This window comes from Arthrobacter celericrescens, from assembly GCF_003614925.1.
GTDB lineage: Bacteria > Actinomycetota > Actinomycetes > Actinomycetales > Micrococcaceae > Arthrobacter > Arthrobacter celericrescens.
Genome location: NZ_QYLP01000077.1, coordinates 1 through 20014 on the forward strand (window position 1 = coordinate 1; position 20014 = coordinate 20014).

Here is a 20014-nt window from a genome sequence, read left to right on the forward strand (position 1 = left end):
GCCCACGCCGTCACCGGCGCCTACTGGAACGCCTGGAAAGCAGCGGGCTTCCAACCCGCCATCGGCTACCCCACGTCCAGGGTGATGTGCGGCCTTTACGGCGGAGGTTGCTACCAGGCTTTCAGCAAGGGCAACGTCTATTGGACGTCGGCAACCGGAGCACACGCGGTCACCGAACCGTACCGGGACGCGTGGCGCCAGGCTGGCTGGCAGATGGGCAAGCTGGGCTATCCGAAGGCGGCAGCCGTTTCGTACCTTGGATACCGCACGGTTGCCTTCCAGGGCGGCAGCATGGTCTGGACCTCCGCTGGAGTTTCGGTGAACTATTCCTGATGCGCCCGGCCGGCGCCAGCGGCCGGGTCGCCATCCCTTTTGAGGCGGCTGTTCCTTGGGAGGCGGCGCTGGATGACCAGCGCCAGGAATCCGATCCCGACGGCGACGCCCACCCAGAGGCTGGACCCAAGCCGGTCCGACTGTTTGTAGACAGGGTGCGCGATGACGCTGAGGATCCCGTAGATGGACAGCCCTACGGCTGCCCATCCGGCCAGGGGAAGGATCCCCCGGCGCTTGGCGAGCACCATGCCCACCACCGCTGCGATAAAGACCACAAGGTAGGCGGCGTTGGCCGGCAGCGCCGCCAGGAACGACACGGCGAATTCACCTTCCAACGCGAGCAGGCGCTGCAGCGGATCGTCCACCGGGGGGAACCTGAAGTGGTCGGTGAAGGTGTCCTGGAGGCTGTGCTGGAGGCCGGGCAGGCCAAACAGAGTATTAATGAGGACGCTGGCCCCGGCGAACAGGGCAGAGACCACTGCCGCCGCCCTGAGTTGCGGCCGGCTCCGGTAGTCCTTGAACAGGAGCAGCGAGATGCACAGGCCGAGGAAGCTCACGCAAAGCAGCATCGTGGACGAGTACTTGAAGAAGAACACCATCCCCAGGCCCACCGCCATCAGCACCACACCCCGCTTCCGCACACCGTTCATCAGGTGAGCCAGGCCGATTGCCATGACGAGGGAAGACAACAGGGTGGGCGCCTCCGCGAGCAGGGCGATGCCGTGGGGCAGGCTCACCGGAAGGAGGTAGAAGGCCACCTGGGCAACCGCGGCCGGCAGCAGCGGAAGCCTGGCGAGGTAAGCAAGCCTGGCAAGCAGCAGGCCTGCGGCCGCCGTCGACAGGACGGCGACAACCCACAAACCGGTCCGGTCGCCGAACAGGTTCATCAGGGGCAAGGAGATCAGCGGATAGCCGATCCGGGGGCTGAAGATCTCCTGGTACTGCGGATTCCTGTCGATGTAGCCGATCACCGGGCCGCGCCCGGCCATGGTCGTGGTCAGGCAGTTTTCAACCGTCCCGGCATAGGGGATGGACGGGTTCTCGCAGAATTCCAGGTAGGCCGTTTCCCAGGCTTCATCCGGCGACGCGCCCTCAAGTTCGTGGGCAATCCGTATGTACTGGACGGTGTCGCCCCAGACCACTCCCGGACCCATGGCCAAAGCTGCCGCGGCAAAGATCACGGCGGCCACAACGTGGACCCAGGCGTGCCGGACCCGCGTTGGCCGGGTTCCCGCTTTCCGGCCGGCAATAGGTGACACCCGTGGTTCCTCGCTTCACTGCCCCCTCGCCACGAGACAGCCGTTTTCCGCTCGTCGGAAAGGGCCGGTGGCAATCAGTGAAGACCGGTCCGGGACGCTGCGAACACAGCCTGCGGGCGGGAATCCACCGGATCGAGTTTAGCGCAGCAACGCCGGCCCGCCGGACGCGTGTGCGGCGCAGGGACAGCGCCGGGAACAGGTCCCCGGGGGGCTTCCGCCGCTCAGGGTTTCGCGTCCTCCAGGTCGTGCTTGCGCTCCGCTGTCCCGGCCGGGGCGGACGCGACGGCGGCCGGACGCAGCAGGACGCCCTTGAGCCACTTTCCGACCTTGTGGAAGTGCCGCTCCACCATCAGGTAGAACACGTAGGCAATCACGTTGCTGGCAACGATCGAAAGGGCGATGAGTTGCCAGGCCGGCAGGACCCCATGCAGGAAGTACCAGACGTAGGAGACCACCGAGAAATGGAGGAGGTACAGGGAGTAGCTGTAGCTCGAAAGGAAGAGGCTGAACGACTTGAACCCGCGCGCGAACCGCTGCTGGAAGGCCCCGGGCACCCGCCCTGCCGCGGACCGTTTGGCGGCGATGCCGTCGATCAGGAAGTACAGATGGCAGAACGCCACGGAGGCCGGGAGGATGGTGGCCGCGGAGTGCAGGTTCTGGCGGTTGTAGTACAGTCCCACCAGGAATGCCGCCGTCCCCAGGACCACCAGCCACGCGTGGAAGGAACGCGGAAGCCTGGCAACCCGGCTGGCCGCCAGGGCGTAAAGCATACCGATGATCCAGGCGAGGGACTCGTAACTCCCCCGGGCCATGTAACCCACGGGCACGGCGATGGCGAAGATCAGCAGCAGGGCGCTGCCGAAGCCGAGTTTCGTTCTCCGCAGGGCCACGAACGCCAACAGGCCGAAAGCAACGTAGATCCACCATTCGGCCACCACCGACCACAACGGGGCACCGCTGCCCACAGGTCCCGCATTGATCCAGGGCACCCCGAGCCGGGGGCCGAACTCCTGCAGGAGCGGATGGTTGAACAGCATGGTGAAGCCGCCGGCTATCGCCTGCGGGCTCAGGTCCACGCCGTCGAAGGGAAGCCTGATGGTCCCCCGGAACACCAGGAAGTCGCAGGCGATGATCAACGCCAGCGCCGGGAAGAGCGGATAGACCACCCGTGCCACCCGGTCGAGCAGATAGGAGCCGAAGGTGAATTCCGGGCGGTCTCGCTTCTTCAGCACCGCACTGGTGATCAGGTACCCCGACAGCACGAAGAAGATGATCACGGCGAACGACTGCATGTAGAAGACGCGGTGTCCGGGAACCATGAAGATACCCGGCAGGAAGATGTTCAGCCCGTGGCCCAGCACGACGGCCTGCGCCGAAATTCCGCGGGCGAAGTCGAAGAAGACGATGGGCTGGCCCGCCTTGGCAGGGGCCTCTTCGGAAGTTTTCACAGTCTCAGTCAACGTGGGCCCTTTCTGGCTTCACACGGGCGCCGCCGGGGCGTTTCAGCCTGGCACGCCACAGCGCGGCTCCCGCGGGAACCGCGACGGCGACCGCGGCGACCGTGATGAGGCCGGTGGTGAGGTTCGTGGGCAGGAGCATGAGGAATCCCGTGTATGCGACGGCCACTATGCAGCACAACGCATACCTTCCCGGCGCCCAGCCGCCGGTGGCACGCTTCCGGGCGACCACGAAATAGGCAAGGCCAAGCAACAGGAACGACGCCGACGACACTGCGGCCACACCGACGAGGTTCCCCGTCGACGCGGGCCAGAAAACGATGGCCGCGGAAACCAGCAGGACGGACGGGGTGACTACTGACAGCCACCAGGTGGCATTGTCCGCGAAGAGCAGCGTGGAGGCGTTGAGGTACAGGACGTACCCCATCGCGGCGAGCGGCATGAGCTGGGCGACGGGGACGAGGCTCTCCTTGCCGCCTGCCATTATGTGGACGACGAGGTTTGCCCCTGCCGCGGCGACGACCACGATGGCCAGGCCGGCAAAGCTTGCCGTGCTCATCGTGGAGCGCATGCGCGCCACCCGGTCCTGGCCGCGCACGGACATCAGCGCGGGAACCCACGCGTTGTTGAGGGCACCGAGCAGGGTGACGGTCCCCAGGATGAAAACCTGGACCTTGCCATAGTCACCCGAAACACCGTTGGCCGCCACCGCCGCGAGGAGGAACGGCGCCCCCTGGGTGAGGAGCATGAGCGCGCCGGTGTGCGGCAGCACCGGGCCGCCGACGGCGATCGCCTCGCGCAGCGCCCCCTTGTGGGAGAGCGGCATGGCCGGTGGGGCAACGAGCAGCGACAGCACCGCGCTCAACAGAACAAGGACACCGTAGCCCGCCATGAAGATCACGGCTTCCGCCCCGAACAGCAGCATGGCGAGCAGTCCGCCGATGTACGCGGCCATGGACGAGCACAGGCTGAGCGCCACGAACATGACAGGGCGTCCCTGTGCGCGCAGGATTGCCTGGGCGGCCAGGACGGATGCCTGCAGTCCCATGGCCAGCAGGGCAATGGCAAAGCTGGGGGTGCCCCTGCCGCCTGTGGCCAGGGCGTAGATTCCGGCGCCCGCCAAGCCCAGCAGCAGCCCGCCGATACTGAGGAATCCGCTGATGGCCCGGGCCTTGGAGTGTCCGCCCGGTTCGAACCAGGCCTTCGTGATGGCCAGCGGCAATCCCGCGGAGGCAAGCACCACCCCGACCTGGATCACCGAAACGGACAGGAAGAGTTCCTGCCACTTGCTGTCGCTGTTGAGCAAGTGCAGGGCAAACGGCTGCACGATGAAGATGCCGAGGCCCTGCATGAGGGCCCCGGCGAGGTACAGAAGCGAGTTCCGCCCGGTGTTGCTCACGGCGCCCGAGGCGGCTGGACCGCCGTCGGGCGCTGCGTTACTCACCGCTGACGGCAAGCCACTCGAGGACACGGTCGATGACCCGCTGCTGGTCAACAGGCGTGAGGTCAGTGGAGCATGGCAGGGACAGGCCGCGTGCGAAGAGGTCTTCGCCGACGCTGCCGCCCACACGCGCTTCGTCCTTCAAGGGCGGCTGCATGTGCAGGGGCCGCCACAGCGAACGCGACTCGATGTTGGCCTCGGCGAGGAAGTCCTGGAGTTCGTCGCGTGCGCCGGCACCGCGGGATGCGGGAACCTGGACCGAGTAGAGCCAGTAGGTGGACTCCTGGCCGTCCAGGTCCGGAGGGGTCTGGATTTCGGTGTCCGCGAAGGCCTCGTTGTAGCGCTTCGCGATGGCACGCTTGGCTGCGACGAAGCCGTCGAGGCGTTCGAGCTGGGCGACGCCGAGGGCTGCCGCGATGTTCGTCAGCCGGTAGTTGAAGCCGATTTCGTCGTGCAGGTAGCCGCGGTCCGGCTGGCGCGCCTGGGTCGAGAGGTGCTTGGCGCGGCGCGCCAGGTCCTCGTCGTTGGTGGTGAACATGCCGCCGCCGCCGGTGGTCATGATCTTGTTCCCGTTGAAGGAGAACGCGCCCATGTCACCGACGGTGCCGACTTGGCGGCCCGCCAGCGGGCCGGATGTCCAGGTGGCGCCCAGTGCCTCGGCGGCGTCCTCGATGACGAGGATGCCGTATTCCTGCGCGAGCTCGACGGCGGCAGCCGCGTCCGCGGGCTGGCCGAGGATGTGCACGATCTCGATGGCCTTGGGAAGCTTCTCCCCCGCGGCCTTCCGGCGCTCAAGTTCGACGCGCAGTTTCGGCACGTCCATGCACCAGGACTCAGGATCCGAATCCACCAGCAGCAGTTCGGCGAACTGGTAGGACGCGGCATTGGAGCTGGCCATGAACGTGAAGTCGGACACTGCCACCATGTCGCCGGGCTGGATGTCGGCCAGGCGCATGGCGATGTGCAGGGCCGCCGTCCCGGAGGCGCAGGCTACGGCGTACTTGGCCCCGACGTACTCCGCGAAGCGCTTCTCGAAATCGGTGACGAAATGCCCGACCGAGGACACGAAGCCGCTGCTGATGGCTTCGTTCATCAGCGTTGCTTCGCGTTCGCCGATATTCGGGATGGCTAGGGGAACTCGCGACACGGTTTGCCTTTCTGGCGGTTCAGCGGGCGTACTTGGCTGCGGCAGCGGCGTCGACGCCACGGGCCTCGATCCATTCGGCGGTGCGGCGCAGGCCTTCTTCGAGGCCAACCTGCGGGGCCCAGCCGAGCTCAGCGAGGGCCTGCGAGGGGTCGGATAGCAGGTGCATCACTTCGCTGGCTTCGGGACGGACCCGGATGTCCTCGGTGATGATCTCCGCGTTGGAGCCCGTCACCTTGGCGGCCATCTCGACGAGTTCGCCGATGCTGACGTCGTAGCCGGTGCCGAGCTGGATGACCTGGCCCTCCAGCGGGATCTGCGCGGTGGCGGCCTTGAAGAAGCCGTCTGCGGTGTCTTCGACGAAGGTGAAGTCGCGGCGCGGTGTCAGGGAGCCGAGGTGGATCTTTTCGGCACCGGCGATCATCTGCTGGAGCACAGTGGGGATTACGGCGCGGGCAGACTGGCGCGGACCGTAGGTGTTGAACGGGCGCAGCACAACCACGGGGGTCTGGAAGGAGCTGGCCCAGGCTTCGCACAGCTTGTCGGCGGCGATCTTCGTGGCGCTGTAGGGCGACTGGCCGCGGAGCTCGTTGTCGATGGTGATCGGAACGGTCTTCGGGGTGCCGTAGACCTCGGAAGTCGAAGTGTTGACCAGGCGCGGCACGTCGTGGCGGCGCACGCCTTCGAGGACGTTCAGGGTACCGACGACGTTGGTCTCCACGTAGGAGCGGGGCGCCTGGTAGGAGTACGGGATCGCGATCAGGGCGGCGAGATGCAGGACCACGTCGGAGCCCTTGACCAGGTCCGAGACGAACTCGGCGTCGCGGATGTCGCCGAGCTGGAGGTCGACGGCGTCGCGCTCTTCGGGGCTCAGGTCATCCAGCCAGCCGTAGGAGCCATTTGAGTTATAGACGCAGAGGGCGCGTACGTTCGCGCCTTCTGCGATCAGACGCTGCGTGACATGGCTGCCGATGAAGCCATCGGCGCCCGTGACAACCACTGTCTTGCCTTTGATGTCCTCGAAATTCATGGTTATCACTGGCCTTTCGCTGTTGCTAGGTCTTTGGGGGTGCCGACGTCGATCCAGTCCGAATCAATGGGCCAGGCGGCCACGGTCTTCGACTCATCGATGCAGGCTTTGACAAGGTCGGGCATGGAGTAGGGCTCCATGTACGGCACCATCGCCAGGGCTTCGGGAGACACCGCGTAGATTCCGGTGCTGATCTCGAACTCGACCGTCGGCTTTTCGACCACCGAGTTGATGGAGCGGTCCTCGGCGATGTCCAGGACCCCGAACGGTACCTGGTGGGTGTAGGGGCGGGCTGCGACGGTGACCGCGGCGCCCTTTGCCTCGTGGAAGGACAGCAGCTCGCTTGCCGAGTAGCGGACCATGAGGTCGGCGTTGGTGACGATGACCGCTTCGTTGATCTCCTTGACCTCGCGGTAAAGCAGGCCCAGCGCGCCGGCCGTGTTGAGCGGCTTCTCGGGGTCCTCGTGGAGGTACTTGATGCTGCAGCCAAGGCGGGAGCCGTCGCCGAGGTGGTCCATGATTTTCCCGGCGAGGTAGGCCACCGAGACGTAGATGCTGGTGATGCCGGATTCCACCAGGCCAAGGATGATCCACTCGATGATGGTGCGGTCCGCGACCGTCATGAGCGGCTTGGGGGTGTCCTTGGTCAGGGCTCCGAGGCGGGTGCCCTTGCCGCCGGCCATGATGACGGCCAGGTTCGTGAGGGGCTTCCTGCCGACAATGTCGGTGAGCGTATGCAGCCCTACGAGCGTGCCGCCGTTGTCCACTACCGGAATCTCGCTGATCCGCAGGCTCCGCATCAGGTCGAGGACGGAGGCGCGCGTGGCATCCCGGCCCACTACGTGGGGGCTGGTGTTGGTGTATTCCAGGACCTTGGATTCCAGCTGCGCACCGCGCAGGAGGCCCCGCCGGATGTCGCCGTCGGTGAGGACACCGTGGAGCATTCCGTCGCTGTTGGTCACCAGGGCTATTGCGGACGCGCCACGGTCGATGGCTTCCAGAGCTTCCCGCACTGTGGCTTCGGGGCCGATGCAGACCTTGCTCAGGGGGCCCTCAATAGTCATAGATTCAGCTCTCCAGCGGTTACGTCAACAAATGTCTTGCTCAGCCCGGTCGCGGGACTTTCCACGACGACCTTTTCGATGAGCCCGGCAGCATGCGAATTCCCGTAAGGGTTGATCACATCGCGGCTCATTGCGCGGAACTCCGCGGTCAAAGCCTTTTCAATACTAGCGCGAATCTCCTGGCGGTCATCGCGGCAGTGTATGACGTTGGCGCCGTGCTCGCGCCCGCGCTGCCGGTCTCCGACGTTGACCACGGGCACTCCGAAGGTGGCGGCCTCCAGGATTCCCGACGAGGAATTCCCGACCAGGGCCTGCACCGTGGCCATCACCCGCGGGTACAACGGGCCCAGGCTCTCACGGATGACGACGCCGGGCAGGCCCTGCGACTCAAGGTCCTTCAGGACCGCGATGATGTCTTCCCGGCCGGCGTCGAAGCCCGGGTAGGTGAGGATGGCGGTGCCTGCCTGGCGGATGCTTTCTTCAAAGACCTGCCGGGCCAGTTCACCCGCATTCCCCTGCATCTCCGCGGTCGGCGGGTGGTAGGTGACCATGACGAGCGGAAGCTCAAGCGGCACCCCGAACTCCGCTTCAAAAGCAGCCGCGTCCAGCGGCACGGGGTCGGCGAAGCGGTCAAGGCCGGGAGCCCCGGTCTGGTGGATCCGGTCCGCGGACTCCCCCAGCTGCGCCACCCGGCGCGCGGCCTGGGCCGTGCTGACGCAGTGCTGGTCCGCGAGCTTGGTCACTGCGTGCCGGACGCGTTCGTCCAGGGCGCCTTCGGTCACTTCGCCGCCATGCAGGTGGACGAGGCGGATGCCGCTGATGATGAAGGGCGGAAGCACGTACAGCAGTTCCCAACGGTCACCAAGGACGACGACGGCGTCCGGCGCGAGGTTGCCGGCAAGCCCGGCCATCCGGGCCGAGAGTTCTGCACCGGTACGCGTCTGGGTTTCCGCGGTCAGTTCCTCGAGGTACAGCCCTTCTTCGTGGTGGGTGAATCCGCCGTCCGGGAGGCCGGCTTCGAGCAGCCGCGTGAATGCGGTTCCTTCCGGGAACCCGATCGCCGTCGCCACGTGGAGCTCGACAGCGTCATCCGCGGCAAGCGCGGTGAGCACCGGTCCCAGGGGAAAAAGGTCCGCTCGGGTCCCTACAAAAGCCAGGACCTTCATGCTAAAGCAGGTCCTCCCCGAGCAGGGCCGCACCGGCGGACACCGGACGGGCCGCGGTCTTGCCGATCACCAGGGCCGAGGGGGCGAGGCCGCCTTCCGGACGCAGGATCGCGACGTCGTCGGCGGTGATAATGGCGCCGGCGGCGATGTCCCGGGCAGCGTGGTAGGAACGGCGGACCAGGGAGGCGTTGGCCTCCTCGCTGGGCATCCGCCGCTTCCGGCCGTCGCCGAGGGCGGCGTGGGCTTCGCGGACGGAGCGGACGTAGTCGGCGAATTCGGCCTTCTCGAGGGATGCCGAATGGTCGGGACCGTTGCGGGTCTTGTCGGTGGTGATGTGCTTTTCCAGCAGGGTGGACCCCAATGCGGTGGCGGCAATGGCGGTGACCGCGCCGGGAGTGTGGTCGGACCAGCCGACTTCCACGCCGAACTCCTCCCGGAGGGCGGGGATGGCGCGCAGGTTGGCTTCATCCAGCGGTGCCGGGTAGGCCGAGACGCAGTGCAGCAGGACCGTGGCCGGCGCCTTGGCGGTGGCTTCGAGGGCCGCCGCGATCTCCCCACGGGTTCCCATGCCAGTGGAGACGATCATCGGGATGCCGAATTCGGCGATGGCCGAAAGGTACGGGGTGTTCGTCAGTTCGCCGGAGCCGATCTTGAGGCCCGGCACGCCCAGCTCCGCGAGCATGCGCGCGCTGTCGTAGTCGAAGGGCGTCGAGAGGAAAGTGATGCCGCGTTCGTCGCAGTGGTCGCGCAGTTCCTTCCATGCGGATTCCGGGAGGGTGAGCCGGGCGAGCATCTCGGACTGGGACTCCGCGAAGCCGGCCTTCTTCTGGTACGGGGTTGTCCCGGCGGAGCTCGTGACCAGCGCTTCCGGCTTGAAGGTCTGGAACTTGACGGCGTTCGCGCCGGTGTCCGCTGCCAGATCGATCAGTTCGTGCGCGACGGCGACATCGCCGTCGTGGTTGACGCCTGCCTCCGCGATCACGAAGATTTCTTCTGCCGGGCCGATGCTGTGGCTGCCGAAACGTACAGAAGCGGGACGCTGGTCATCCGTCAATGTGCTGGGCCTTTCGTTGGGGTGAGTCGCCGGGCGGGCACTCCCACATATGTTGCCATACCGTCCAATTGGCGGGTCGCCACCGCTCCTGCGCCAAGGACTGCGTGATCGCCGACGCCGATGCCGGGAAGGACACGGGCTCCCGATCCCAGGAACACCTCCCGGCCGACCGTTGCGGCGCCCAGGAGCACCGATCCGGGGGCCAGGTGCGCTCCGGCGCCGACCCTGCAGTCGTGTTCGACGATCGCGCCCGTGTTGACGATCACCGCCTCCCCCACCTGCGCGAGGGGACCGACGTGGGCATGCTCACAAACCTGGGCAAGGGGTCCGAGGACGGCGGTCGCGTCCACGGTGGCGCTGGCCGCGACCAGTGCGCCTGCCAGCCTGCTGAAGCGTTCGTCGGCCAACAGCCCCGCCGCGATCCTGGAGCGGACGCCGTTGGCGCCGACGGCGATGGTGACCGACAGCGACTCCGCGAGGGCGAGGTCCAAGGCCGGGGCGTCGTCGTCGAGCATCACCGGAACGCTTCCATCTGTGTTGCGGAAGGCCTCCGCGGCGGCGGTGCGCCCGGCCTCGGCGGACAGGGCGCGGTCGCCGACGGCGGCGATGCGGTCGCCACGGCCCCTGATGACGGAGGCGAGGCTCCGCCCATGTCCGGAGGCGCCGAGGATGAGCCAGGACTTCATGCGGCGGCCCCGCGGAGCCGGAATGCGCGCCCTGCTATGTTGTTCCGGGCGGCACTGCCCCGGCGGCAGGCCATCTCAGGGTTCTCCATATACCGCCGCAACACCTCAGAGCTTGGATTGGCCAGATGACTTTCACATCATACTTTGACGGTTCCAGTGCTGCCGGAAGCCTCGCGCTTCCACGGCTGGAGAGCACCGGCGGCAGGAAGACATCGGCCCTGGTGCGCGGAACCGGCTCCATCGGCGCCCGGCATCTGCGCGTGCTGGAGCAGCTGGGCGTCGACACCCTGTATGTGTGGCCCGTCCGGCCCGGCGCCTCGCTCGCGGAACGCCCGGACATCCCTGCCACGGCCGAACTGGTCGACGCTTACCCCGAGGAACCCCTGGACCTGGTGGTGATTGCGACGGACACCCGGCGGCACGTCGACGACACCTTGGAGGCGCTCGACCGCGCCCCCGGGGCGGTCCTGCTGGAGAAGCCGGTTGCGCCGGCAGCCGCCGACGCGAGGGTCCTCCTCGAGCACCCGCGGGCGGACACCATCTCGGTCAGCGCGCCGCTGCGTTTCCACCAGGGGTTCGCGGTGGCGGCCGAACTGCTCCCCCGCCTGGGCCGGATCACCAGCGCACAGGTTCTCTCGCAGTCGTGGTTGCCGTCATGGCGGCCCAACCGCGACTTCCGGGCCAGCTACTCCGCCCGCAAGGAAGACGGCGGCGTCCTGCGCGATCTGGTGCACGACATCGACTACCCCACCATGCTGCTCGGTGCCCCCACCCAACTGCGTTCGGTCCTCGGGAGCGGCATCCTGGGCATCGAGGCGGAGGAATCAGCCGACATCCTGTGGGACAGCCCCGCAGCGGTCCACCTTCGCCTGGACTACGTGACCCCGGTGAAGACCCGGAGCATCCGGGTCGCCACCGACGAGGGGGCACTGGTGTGGGACGTCGTCCGCAACCGCGTGGCCTTGGAATGGCCCGACGCCGGAAGCGGCTCCGTCGGGAGCGTCGAGGCGGTCTTCGGCGACGATGCCGACGTGGATACGGTCCTGGCCCGCCAGTCCCTGTCGATCCTGCAGCGCGCCGGGATCGACGGCGGCACGAGCATGGACCGCTTCCGTCCGGCGAGCCTCGAAGAGGGCGTGGCCAGCGTGGCCATCTGCGATGCGGCGCGCACGGCGTCGGCTTCCGGGAAGGCCGAAAAGGTAGTGTGGTGATACTGCGGCCCGGCAACACGGGCCCGCGAATCCACCACGAGGATGACGTCAACAATGAATGAGAACCCGGCCGGGCCCAAAGTGCTCGCGGTGATTCCCGCACGCGGCGGGTCCAAGGGACTCCCCGGCAAGAACATCCGCCCCCTCATGGGCAAACCGCTCCTGGCGCACTCGGTGGCGCTGGCGGAACTGCTCGGCGACAACGTGCGGTGCATTGTTTCAACGGATGATGCCGAAATCGCCGAAGTGGCAACCGCGGCCGGCGCCGAGGTCCCATTCCTGCGCCCGGCGGAGTTCGCCAGTGATACCGCGCCGATGAGCGTGGTCCTGCGGCACGCCCTGGCAGCCATGGAGGAACTGGACGGCACCAGCTACGACATGGTCCTGCTCCTGGACCCGACCAGCCCCACGCGGACCCCCGAGAGCGTCCGTGCCGCGATCGATTCCCTGGCTGCCTCCCCCGAACTCGACGGCGTCATCGCCGTCTCGGAGCCCTTCTTCAACCCCACCTGGGTCGGTGTAAAACCCGCCCCGGACGGCGCTTCCCACCTCGAGCGCTACTTCAGCGAAGGCACCGGGGTGGTCCGCCGGCAGGATGTTCCCCGGTTCATGCGGATCAACGGCAGCTTCTACGTCTGGCGTTCCGACTTCGTCCGCCGGCTCGAGAACAGCTGGTTCGACGAAGGCCGCCACGGCTACGCCGAAATCCCCGAAACCCATGCCTTCAGCATCGACGACGAACGCGAGTTCCGCCTCGTGGAAGCCGTGGTGAGCGCGGGGCTCGCGCCGCTGCCCGGCGTCGAGGTCCCGGCAGCAGGAACCGCAGCGGGCGCTGCAGCGGCTCCTGCCAGCGTCGAACAGGACGGAGGCGCGGCATGAACGAGTCCCTCTTCTCCCTGCGCGGCAGGCGCGCCCTGGTCACCGGCGGCGCCGGCCCGCTGGGCAGCGTCCTGGCCGATGCCCTCGCGGGCCAGGGCTGCGACGTCATCATCTCCGACGTCAACGCCGAGGCCTGCAACGACGCCGCGGCGGCAATCGCCGGCCGCCACGGAGTTAACGCCGTCGGGATCGCCTCCGACCTGCTCAGCAGCGAAGGAACCACCCGGCTGGTGGAGTCGATCGACGGTCCCCTGGACGTGCTGGTCAACAACGCCGCGTTCACCGGCACTTCGGGTGTTCCCGGTTACGCGGTTCCGTTCGAGGAGCAAAGCGACGAAGCATTCGAGCTGGCATCATCCCTGAACCTCCGGGCGCCGTTCTCCCTGGCCCGCCAGCTCGCCCCGAAGCTGGCGCAGAGCCCGGGCGGTTCGATCATCAACGTCTCCTCGATCTACGGGATCGTCGGACCGAACATGGGCCTTTATGAGGGAACCCGGATGGGCAACCCGGCCGCCTACGGCGCCACCAAGGGCGGAATCGTGCAGCTGACGCGCTACCTGTCCACTGTGCTCGCCCCGAAGGTCCGGGTGAATGCCTTCGCGCCGGGCGGCATCGCGAGAGGCCAGGCCGACAGCTTCACGGAACGCTACGAGAAGCTCACTCCGCTGGGCCGCATGGCCACCGAGGACGACTTCCGCGGCGTCGTGGTCTGGCTTGCGTCCGACGCATCACGCTACGTGACCGGCCAGACGATCGCCGTCGACGGCGGCTGGAGCGCCTGGTAGGCGGCCCGGAGAATGCAACGCAAGAGGCCCTGGAGCGGACGCTCCAAGGCCTCTTGCGTTCGGCGGTTATGGCCGCAGGGGTTCGACGGCGGCCATCGCCGGCAGCTTGGGCAGCGGCGAAGGCAGGTGCTTGAGCGGATGCTTGATCCAATGCCAGGGAGACAGGCCCTTCTCCGTGGCGTGGGCGCCTTCGGGAACCTTCTTCAGGCCAAGGACCGTCTGGGCCTTCGTGAGGGGACCGCTGGCCCAGTACTCCAGGAACGGCACCGCCGTGTGGGAGTCCCAGCCCAGCAACCTCTTCAATTCCTCCGGCGTCCGCATATCGGCACGGCCGAGCTCGTCTTCGGCGATCTTCCGCAGGACATCCTGCGGGGTGGATTCGTCGTAGAACTCGGGCCAGAAGTCGCGCATGACAAGCCCGGGATCAGCGTGGGCATTCGCGCCAAGCTTGAAGTCGGGACCGTAGATTCCCACGTCCGCACCGGTCACGCTCGCGTACATGAGGGCCGTGGAGAGCCGGTTGGACACCACGCGGGGGGCTTCGGACATCATCCAGAGAATCCGGCCGATGAACTGCGGGTCCCGGCGGTCGCCGGCACTGACGATGTCGTGCCCCGCGTTGCTCCACGCAGACATGATTTCGTCGTTGTGCAGGTCATCGATGTGCAGGCACACGGTGGCCGGGCCTTCACGTTCCTTGACCATTTGCGCGTACGCTTCGTGGTCGCCGTCGACTTTCAACAGCGCGGTGCCGTGCAGCGGCAGGACGAGCGTCCTTTCCTTGCGGGCCGGGACGGCACCGGCTTCGCGCGCACCGTCCAGCAGGTAGAGGTACGGGGCGCCAACGGCGTCCAGCATGGGGGTGCCGTCGTCGAAGAAGTTGCCGGGGTCGCCGGGCTTCCAGCCGCGCGAGGAACTGGTCCAGGACAGCCGACGGCGTTTGGGACCCCAGCTGGCGAAGTCACCGAACTGGGCGGTCACCGGGCTGCTGACGGTCCAGCCGTGCTGGATCAGTCCTGAGACGTGCCGCAGGCGCTTGCTCCCGCAGTACAGGGCGAAAACGGCGGAATGGCCGTAGTAATGGTTCTGGATATCCATGGGCTTTGGGGTGTCAGGGGCGGACGGCGTGGGCTGCGAGCTTCCGCAGGCCGGGCCACATGCCCTTGGAGATCACCTTCGGGGTCAGCGATGCGGCGTTGAGCCGGGAGGTCAGGTGCCACCTGGCGGCGCGGGCGGCATCCTTCCAGCCCTTGGCCGTGAAGTCCCGCACGCACTCGTCGAAGAAAGCGCGCTCTTCTGCGAAGCGGCGGCCGTCGAGGGCGCGCACGGACGAGTCCGATTCGCGGTGGCGGCGGTACTGGAAGCAAACGGTGTCCAGGACGGCCATGCGTCCGCCGTGAAGGATGATGTCGATAGCGAGGGCGAGGTCCTGGACCACGTTGTACTGCGGGCGGAAATCGTGGGTCTTGACGGCGTCGGCACGCCAGGCCACGGACGGGAAGTACAGCCAGTCGCCCACCAGGAGGCTCTCGGCGATGGCTTCGTCGGAGACGATGGCCTCGGATGCCTTGCCGACGAGGCGGTGCCGCAAGAAGCTCTTCACCTTGTCGCCCATAGGCTCGTAGACCGCGCCGTTTTCGTCGATGACCTCGACGCCGGGCTGCACGATGTTCACGGTCGGGTCCTCGAAGGCCTTCCGCACGGTGCTGATGTAGTTCGGGAGCATGATGTCGTCGGCTCCCATGATGACGACGATCTCGTGCTCGACGAGGCCGATGCACTTCTTGTAGTTTCCGTTGGCGCCGAGGTTCTGCTCGTTGCGGTAGTAGCGGACCCGCTCGTCGGAGGTGACCAGGCCGTTGAAGTACTCCGGGAGGCTCTCGTCCGGGTAGCCGTCATCCACGATCGTGAAGCGGAAGTCCTTGTCGTCCTGGGCGAGCACCGAGTCCACGGCGGCCTTCATCATGGCCACGTCGCCGTAGTACGGCAGCATTACATCAATCGTCACTTGTCTTCTTCTCTCGCTTGAAGGCTTGTCTGCGTGGTTGACCCGGTGTCCGGAACCACGGCTTGGGTGTGTGCTCCCCGCTGGAGCTGCTCCACGGAGGAACGGAGAATGGCGACCTCTTCGGCCAGGATCCGGGTTTCATCTTCCAAAATGGTCAGTTCCCGCGAAACGTGCAAACTCACGCCGACCAGCAAAAGGATCGACAGCGCGAACAGCAGGTTGGACGGGACAACGACTCCCACAAGGGCCGCCGCCCAGTTGAGGAGCCGGGGGAACAACCCCAGGATGATCGTGAGTCCGCCGATGACCAGCCACAGAATGGCGTACTTCTCGCGAAGACGTCCGTTCCGGAGCATGATCAGCACGACGATGACCATGAAGATGGAAAAAACCAGTGAAGCGGCGACAGTCATGCCTTAGACACTTCCCTCTCCGGCGATGTCGCCTGACAGTGGTGCATGCAGTTCCCCTGTGTCAGGAGTCCGGCGGCGGGCAAGTGCGAAGCACAACACCAGGCCCGACCGCGCCAGGTAAATGGAAGACTTGATGGGCCCCTGGCTCGGAGTGCCGGCCTGGCGCTCCTTCATTTCCACAGGCACCTGGGTGACCTTGCACCCCGACTTGATGGCGACCACCAGGGAATCGATGGTGTCCCCGAGGTACTCGGTGGGGAAATGGGAAATGTACTGCCGGATGGCCCGTTCGTTCGCGGCCCGGAACCCGGAGGTCACGTCCGTCAGGGGCGTGCGGGCCACAGCCGAGATGACTTTGGCCAGGAAGAACATCGCCCAGCGGCGAGGACCCTTCGCGCCGTAGCTGCCCCGGCCGGCAAAGCGGGCGCCGATGGAAATGTCCGAATGCTCCAGGCCTGCCAGGACCCGGTCGATGTCGTGCGGGTCGTGCTGCCCGTCGGCATCCACTTGGATGACTGCACGGTACTTGTGCCGCAGGGCGTATTTGAAACCGGCCCGCATGGCCCCGCCCACACCGAGGTTGAAGGGCAGCCGCAGCACCGTGGCACCCGCCTGCTCCGCGATCCTCGGAGTGTCGTCTTTGGAGCCGTCATCGACGACGAGCACATCGTGCTGGGGTACGACGTCAAGCACGTGTCGGATGGTGTTTCCGATAGCTTCTGCCTCGTTCCATGCTGGCATGACAATGAGAACGCCAGAACGCCGTGAATTACCCATGATTGTGGATTGTATCAAGGAGAGGGGTCACCCCCGGCAGTCAAACGGCGCGTTGCCGCCACCGGGAAGGAACTCCCAGCCGGGCCTAGTAGTCTTGCGTTGACGTTTAGGAGTTGATCTATGTCCTGGTGGGAAACCCTCCCCACGCTCGGAATCGCAATCGTTGTCTTCTTCGCCCCGGGCGTGGCTTTGCTGTGGACCGCCGGCGTGCGTGGCCCGAGCCTGGCCGTGCTGGCCGTCCCCGTGACAACCACCGTTGTCGCGTCGGCGGGCATCGTGTTCGGTTTCGCGCGGATTCCGTTCAATCCGATTTCCATCGCCGGGCTGACCGTGGTGCTCCTTGCGCTCGTCACCGCCGTGCGGTTCCTGCTGCGCCGGAGGGGCGCGAAGCACAGCGCGCTGGAACTTCCTGACCCGGACCGCGGCGTATACCCCAGGACGGCCGTCAACAAGGCCATCGTGGTCCTCGCCGTGCTGGTCCCGGCAGTCATCATCGCCGCGCGCTACATGTCCGGCTTCGGCAGTCCAGAGTCCTTCTCCGAGACGTTCGACAACGTCTACCACCTGAACGCGGTCCGCTACATCGCCGACACCCAGTCGGCCAACACCCTGACCCTCGGGAACCTGACCGACACTTCCAAGGGTCTGTACCCGGCCGGCATGCACGCGCTGCTCGCGCTGGTCCTGATGTCCGGCGGGCAGGCCATCACCGTGGCCGTGAACTGGGGATCCATCCTCTTCGCAGCCGTTGTCTGGCCCCTGGGTTCACTCTTCCTGGTGACCCGGATCGTCGGGTCCCGGCCGCTGACCCTGCTGGGCGCCGGCATCCTGACCGCTGGTTTCAGCAGCTTCCCGTACCTGATGGTGGCCTTCGGCATCCTCTACCCCAACCACGCGGCACTGACCATGCTGCCGGCGGTGCTGGCCCTGACCATCGAAGCCAGCGGCATCCGTTCGGGCAAGCTGAAGCTCAACGGGAACGCGATCGTCCTGCTGGCCGCCACCGTCCCCGGCCTCGCACTCACCCATCCGAGCGCCTTCGTTGCGCTGCTGCTGTTCGCGAGCCCCGCCGTCGTCGGCGTCTACCTCCGGGCTGCCGCCCGGCGGTACCGCGGGGAGATCAACGGCCGGACCTTCCTCGCGTGGACGCTCGCCGTCGCCGTCTATGCCGTTGGCAGCCTCGGCGTCTGGATCGTTGTCCGGCCGCCGCAGAGCGCGGCCAGCTGGACCCCATTCCAGACCAATGCCCAGGCCCTCGGCGAGATCCTGGGAAGCGCCCCCATGGGCACCACGGTCGCTTGGATCATCTTCCTGTTGACCATCGCCGGCCTCTATGTCATCGCCCGGCGGATCAGGAAGCACTGGTGGAGCCTGGGTATGTTCGCCATCGCCGCGGTGCTCTACCTGATCGTTTCCGCCTGGCCGGTGGGCTCGTTCCGTTTCTTCATGACCGGCGTCTGGTACTCCGACAGCAACCGCTTCGCCGCGATGCTTCCGCTGGTGACGCTCCCCGTGGCCGCGCTCGGCCTGGACTGGATCATCGCCCGGCTCGGACCCTTCATCGCCCACTGGGCGTCCGCAACGCATGTTGGCGAGGCCCGGAAGAGCCCGCTGGAACCACTGCGGGGACTTGCCGCCCGCTTGCAGGGGCCGACGGCGTCCAGCGCCGCCGCTGCCGTCGTCGTCCTCGCGGTCGGCGTCGCCGGCCAGGGCGGCACCCTGGCGATGGTGCAGGAACGGCTGTCGACGACGTTCGAGACGCGCAGCGATTCAAGCCTCGTGACCACGGACGAACTGGCGCTCATGAAGCAGCTGGCGGACATCGTCCCGGCGAGCGACATGATCGTGGGCAACCCGCGTACCGGCGCTTCCATGGCGTACGCCTTCTCCGGCCGCCACGTCGTCGCCCCGCACATCCTCGGTGCGCGCAGCGACAGCGAACGGCTCCTGATGGACCACTGGAGCGAGGCGGCCTACAACCCCAGTGTCTGCCCCGTGATCAAGGAGAAACGCGCCTACTGGGCGCTCGACTTCGCCGACCAGGAAATGACGCCGCGCGGCGAACCCCTCGAGGGCACCCGCGACCTCGCCGACGATTCCGCCCCCGGAGTGGAATTGGTCAAGGAGGTCGGCAAGGCCCGCCTGTTCAAGATGACCGCCTGCGGCTAAGCCTCCACGCGAAAAGGGCGGGACACCTGGGGTGTCCCGCCCTTTCTTCGTATTCGTCCTTCGTACGCGCCTCAGGCCTGCTTGGATTTGAAGACGGCCTTGGCCAGTTCGGGAACCACGTTGCGGGACGCCCATTCGGCACCGCGCATGGACTGACGCTGCAGGGCCACGGCCTCATCCCCCGAAACCACGTAGACGGTTCCGCGCCCGAAGTCCGGGAAGTCCTTGCTGAGCGCTTTGTTGGCCTTGTAGCTGTTGAAGTCGCTGGAGGGAACGTTCACCACCAGGACATCGGCGCTCAACTCGGCCGCACGCGTCCGCGGGAGATAGACCATGCCCTTCGGAAACCGTGCAGGGGCCTCCTTCAGGCCCTTGGCAAGCCCGCTGAGCGCGGGCGGTGCAGCGAGCCCGAGGGAAGTGAAGAATGCAGCCGGCGCCGAGCCCTGCACAGCCAGGATCAGGTCGGACCCGGAGGCCGAGGACGCCGAAACGAACAGTGCAGTGGCGCCTTTGAGCACCGGGTAGTCGGCGACGGAGTCCGTGACTTCCTGGCGGGTTTCGTCGATCAAAGGCGCGGCGGTGTCCTGCAGACCGGTGACATCGGCGACGAACCGGGCCACCGCTTCCCACGACTCGGCCGGTACGCTCTCGGGCGCGAGAATCACGGGGGCGAGGGCGGACAGCGAGTCATACTCCTCGCGGCTCAGCCGGCCGCCCACGGCGAGGAACGCCTCGGGCTCGAGCTCGATGAAGACGGACGCGGCAAGCTGCCGGCCGTCGTCGTACGTCTCCGAAGCATCGGCAGAGGGCAAAGCCCGCAGGCCGGCCCGGTACCACGCGGTGGATTCCGCCGCCGGGCGGGACAGGGGAACCACACCCAACGAAACCAGTGTCTCTGCCTCCACCGCTCCCAGGGCCACGATCCGGGACGGTGGGGTCTTCAGTGTGGTGGTCCCGAAACGATGGGTGATTGACTTGGGGAACCCCGTATCCGAAGGCTTCACCTCCACGGGGCCCTTCTTGTCGACCGAGCAGCCGGCCACGGCAAGCGGGGCCAGGCCCGCGAGGGCAAGGAAGGCGCGGCGGCTGGTGCTCGTGCGCTCCGGTCCGGACATCATTTTCTCGTTTCCCATCATGA

Annotated in this window: 19 protein-coding genes; 5 read left to right on the forward strand and 14 right to left on the reverse strand. The window is 66.8% G+C overall.

Annotated features, from left to right (window positions below; all coding sequences use genetic code 11):
- Positions 1–333: LGFP repeat-containing protein (locus D3654_RS13335; protein WP_425359417.1), on the forward strand; the 333-nt coding region annotated here is incomplete at its 5' end.
- Here D3654_RS13335 and D3654_RS13340 read toward each other — a convergent pair.
- From D3654_RS13340 to D3654_RS13380, 9 genes are all read right to left on the reverse strand, one after another.
- Positions 324–1592, reverse strand: a complete 1269-nt coding sequence (locus tag D3654_RS13340; RefSeq protein WP_162943733.1) for a hypothetical protein — start codon at positions 1590–1592, stop codon at positions 324–326. The two genes, D3654_RS13335 and D3654_RS13340, sit on opposite strands and share 10 nt — an antisense overlap.
- A gap of 221 nt (positions 1593–1813) precedes the next feature.
- Positions 1814–3040 carry an acyltransferase family protein gene (locus D3654_RS13345; RefSeq protein WP_162943734.1) on the reverse strand — a complete coding sequence of 409 codons (1227 nt, stop codon included), beginning with the start codon at positions 3038–3040 and terminating at the stop codon, positions 1814–1816.
- Positions 3041–3044: 4 nt separating this feature from the next.
- Positions 3045–4493, reverse strand: coding sequence for a lipopolysaccharide biosynthesis protein (locus tag D3654_RS13350; RefSeq protein ID WP_162943735.1), 1449 nt, complete (start codon positions 4491–4493; stop codon positions 3045–3047).
- Positions 4486–5637 carry an aminotransferase class I/II-fold pyridoxal phosphate-dependent enzyme gene (locus tag D3654_RS13355; RefSeq protein ID WP_245413229.1) on the reverse strand — a complete coding sequence of 384 codons (1152 nt, stop codon included), beginning with the start codon at positions 5635–5637 and terminating at the stop codon, positions 4486–4488. The genes D3654_RS13350 and D3654_RS13355 overlap by 8 nt, the downstream gene beginning before the upstream one ends.
- A gap of 19 nt (positions 5638–5656) precedes the next feature.
- The gene (locus tag D3654_RS13360) at positions 5657–6664 is read right to left on the reverse strand and encodes an SDR family NAD(P)-dependent oxidoreductase (RefSeq protein ID WP_120521982.1); all 1008 of its coding nucleotides are present in this window, start codon (positions 6662–6664) and stop codon (positions 5657–5659) included.
- Between the two features lie 5 nt (positions 6665–6669).
- A complete protein-coding gene (locus D3654_RS13365; protein WP_120521983.1) occupies positions 6670–7728 on the reverse strand; it encodes a sugar phosphate nucleotidyltransferase in 1059 nt (352 codons plus the stop codon).
- Positions 7725–8894: a UDP-N-acetylglucosamine 2-epimerase gene (neuC, locus tag D3654_RS13370; RefSeq protein ID WP_120521984.1), complete on the reverse strand. Its 1170-nt coding sequence runs from the start codon at positions 8892–8894 to the stop codon at positions 7725–7727. Before neuC ends, D3654_RS13365 begins: the two co-directional genes overlap by 4 nt.
- 1 nt (position 8895) lies before the next feature.
- Positions 8896–9948 (reverse strand): N-acetylneuraminate synthase family protein, encoded by a 1053-nt coding sequence (locus D3654_RS13375; protein ID WP_245413230.1) that lies wholly within the window; start codon positions 9946–9948, stop codon positions 8896–8898.
- Positions 9945–10634, reverse strand: coding sequence for a PglD-related sugar-binding protein (locus tag D3654_RS13380; RefSeq protein WP_120521985.1), 690 nt, complete (start codon positions 10632–10634; stop codon positions 9945–9947). The genes D3654_RS13375 and D3654_RS13380 overlap by 4 nt, the downstream gene beginning before the upstream one ends.
- A 125-nt stretch (positions 10635–10759) precedes the next feature.
- Here D3654_RS13380 and D3654_RS13385 point away from each other — a divergent pair, with 125 nt between their 5' ends.
- The 3 genes from D3654_RS13385 to D3654_RS13395 are packed head-to-tail and all read left to right on the forward strand — an operon-like array spanning position 10760 to position 13509.
- Entirely contained in the window at positions 10760–11845 is a 1086-nt protein-coding gene (locus D3654_RS13385; protein WP_120521986.1) for a Gfo/Idh/MocA family protein, read from the forward strand.
- A 54-nt stretch (positions 11846–11899) separates the two neighbouring features.
- Positions 11900–12724 (forward strand): acylneuraminate cytidylyltransferase family protein, encoded by an 825-nt coding sequence (locus D3654_RS13390; RefSeq protein ID WP_120521987.1) that lies wholly within the window; start codon positions 11900–11902, stop codon positions 12722–12724.
- On the forward strand, positions 12721–13509 hold the full coding sequence (locus D3654_RS13395; RefSeq protein WP_120521988.1) for an SDR family oxidoreductase: 789 nt from the start codon (positions 12721–12723) through the stop codon (positions 13507–13509). Before D3654_RS13390 ends, D3654_RS13395 begins: the two co-directional genes overlap by 4 nt.
- Before the next feature lie 66 nt (positions 13510–13575).
- Here D3654_RS13395 and D3654_RS13400 read toward each other — a convergent pair whose 3' ends face one another.
- From D3654_RS13400 to D3654_RS13415, 4 genes are read right to left on the reverse strand one after another with little or no spacing between them, the layout of a single operon-like run.
- Positions 13576–14607, reverse strand: a complete 1032-nt coding sequence (locus D3654_RS13400) for a hypothetical protein (RefSeq protein ID WP_120521989.1) — start codon at positions 14605–14607, stop codon at positions 13576–13578.
- Between the two features lie 13 nt (positions 14608–14620).
- Positions 14621–15517: a glycosyltransferase family 2 protein gene (locus tag D3654_RS13405; RefSeq protein WP_120521990.1), complete on the reverse strand. Its 897-nt coding sequence runs from the start codon at positions 15515–15517 to the stop codon at positions 14621–14623.
- Positions 15514–15930: a DUF2304 domain-containing protein gene (locus tag D3654_RS13410; protein ID WP_120521991.1), complete on the reverse strand. Its 417-nt coding sequence runs from the start codon at positions 15928–15930 to the stop codon at positions 15514–15516. Before D3654_RS13410 ends, D3654_RS13405 begins: the two co-directional genes overlap by 4 nt.
- 3 nt (positions 15931–15933) lie before the next feature.
- Complete coding sequence (locus D3654_RS13415) at positions 15934–16671, reverse strand: glycosyltransferase family 2 protein (RefSeq protein ID WP_120521992.1); 738 nt, start codon at positions 16669–16671, stop codon at positions 15934–15936.
- 156 nt (positions 16672–16827) lie between these two features.
- On the opposite strand from D3654_RS13415, the gene D3654_RS13420 reads away from it, so the two are divergent.
- Positions 16828–18876 carry a DUF6541 family protein gene (locus D3654_RS13420; RefSeq protein ID WP_120521993.1) on the forward strand — a complete coding sequence of 683 codons (2049 nt, stop codon included), beginning with the start codon at positions 16828–16830 and terminating at the stop codon, positions 18874–18876.
- A 71-nt stretch (positions 18877–18947) separates the two neighbouring features.
- On the opposite strand, the gene D3654_RS13425 is transcribed toward D3654_RS13420, so the two are convergent.
- Positions 18948–20012 (reverse strand): TroA family protein, encoded by a 1065-nt coding sequence (locus D3654_RS13425; protein ID WP_120521994.1) that lies wholly within the window; start codon positions 20010–20012, stop codon positions 18948–18950.
- Positions 20013–20014: the final 2 nt, after the last annotated feature.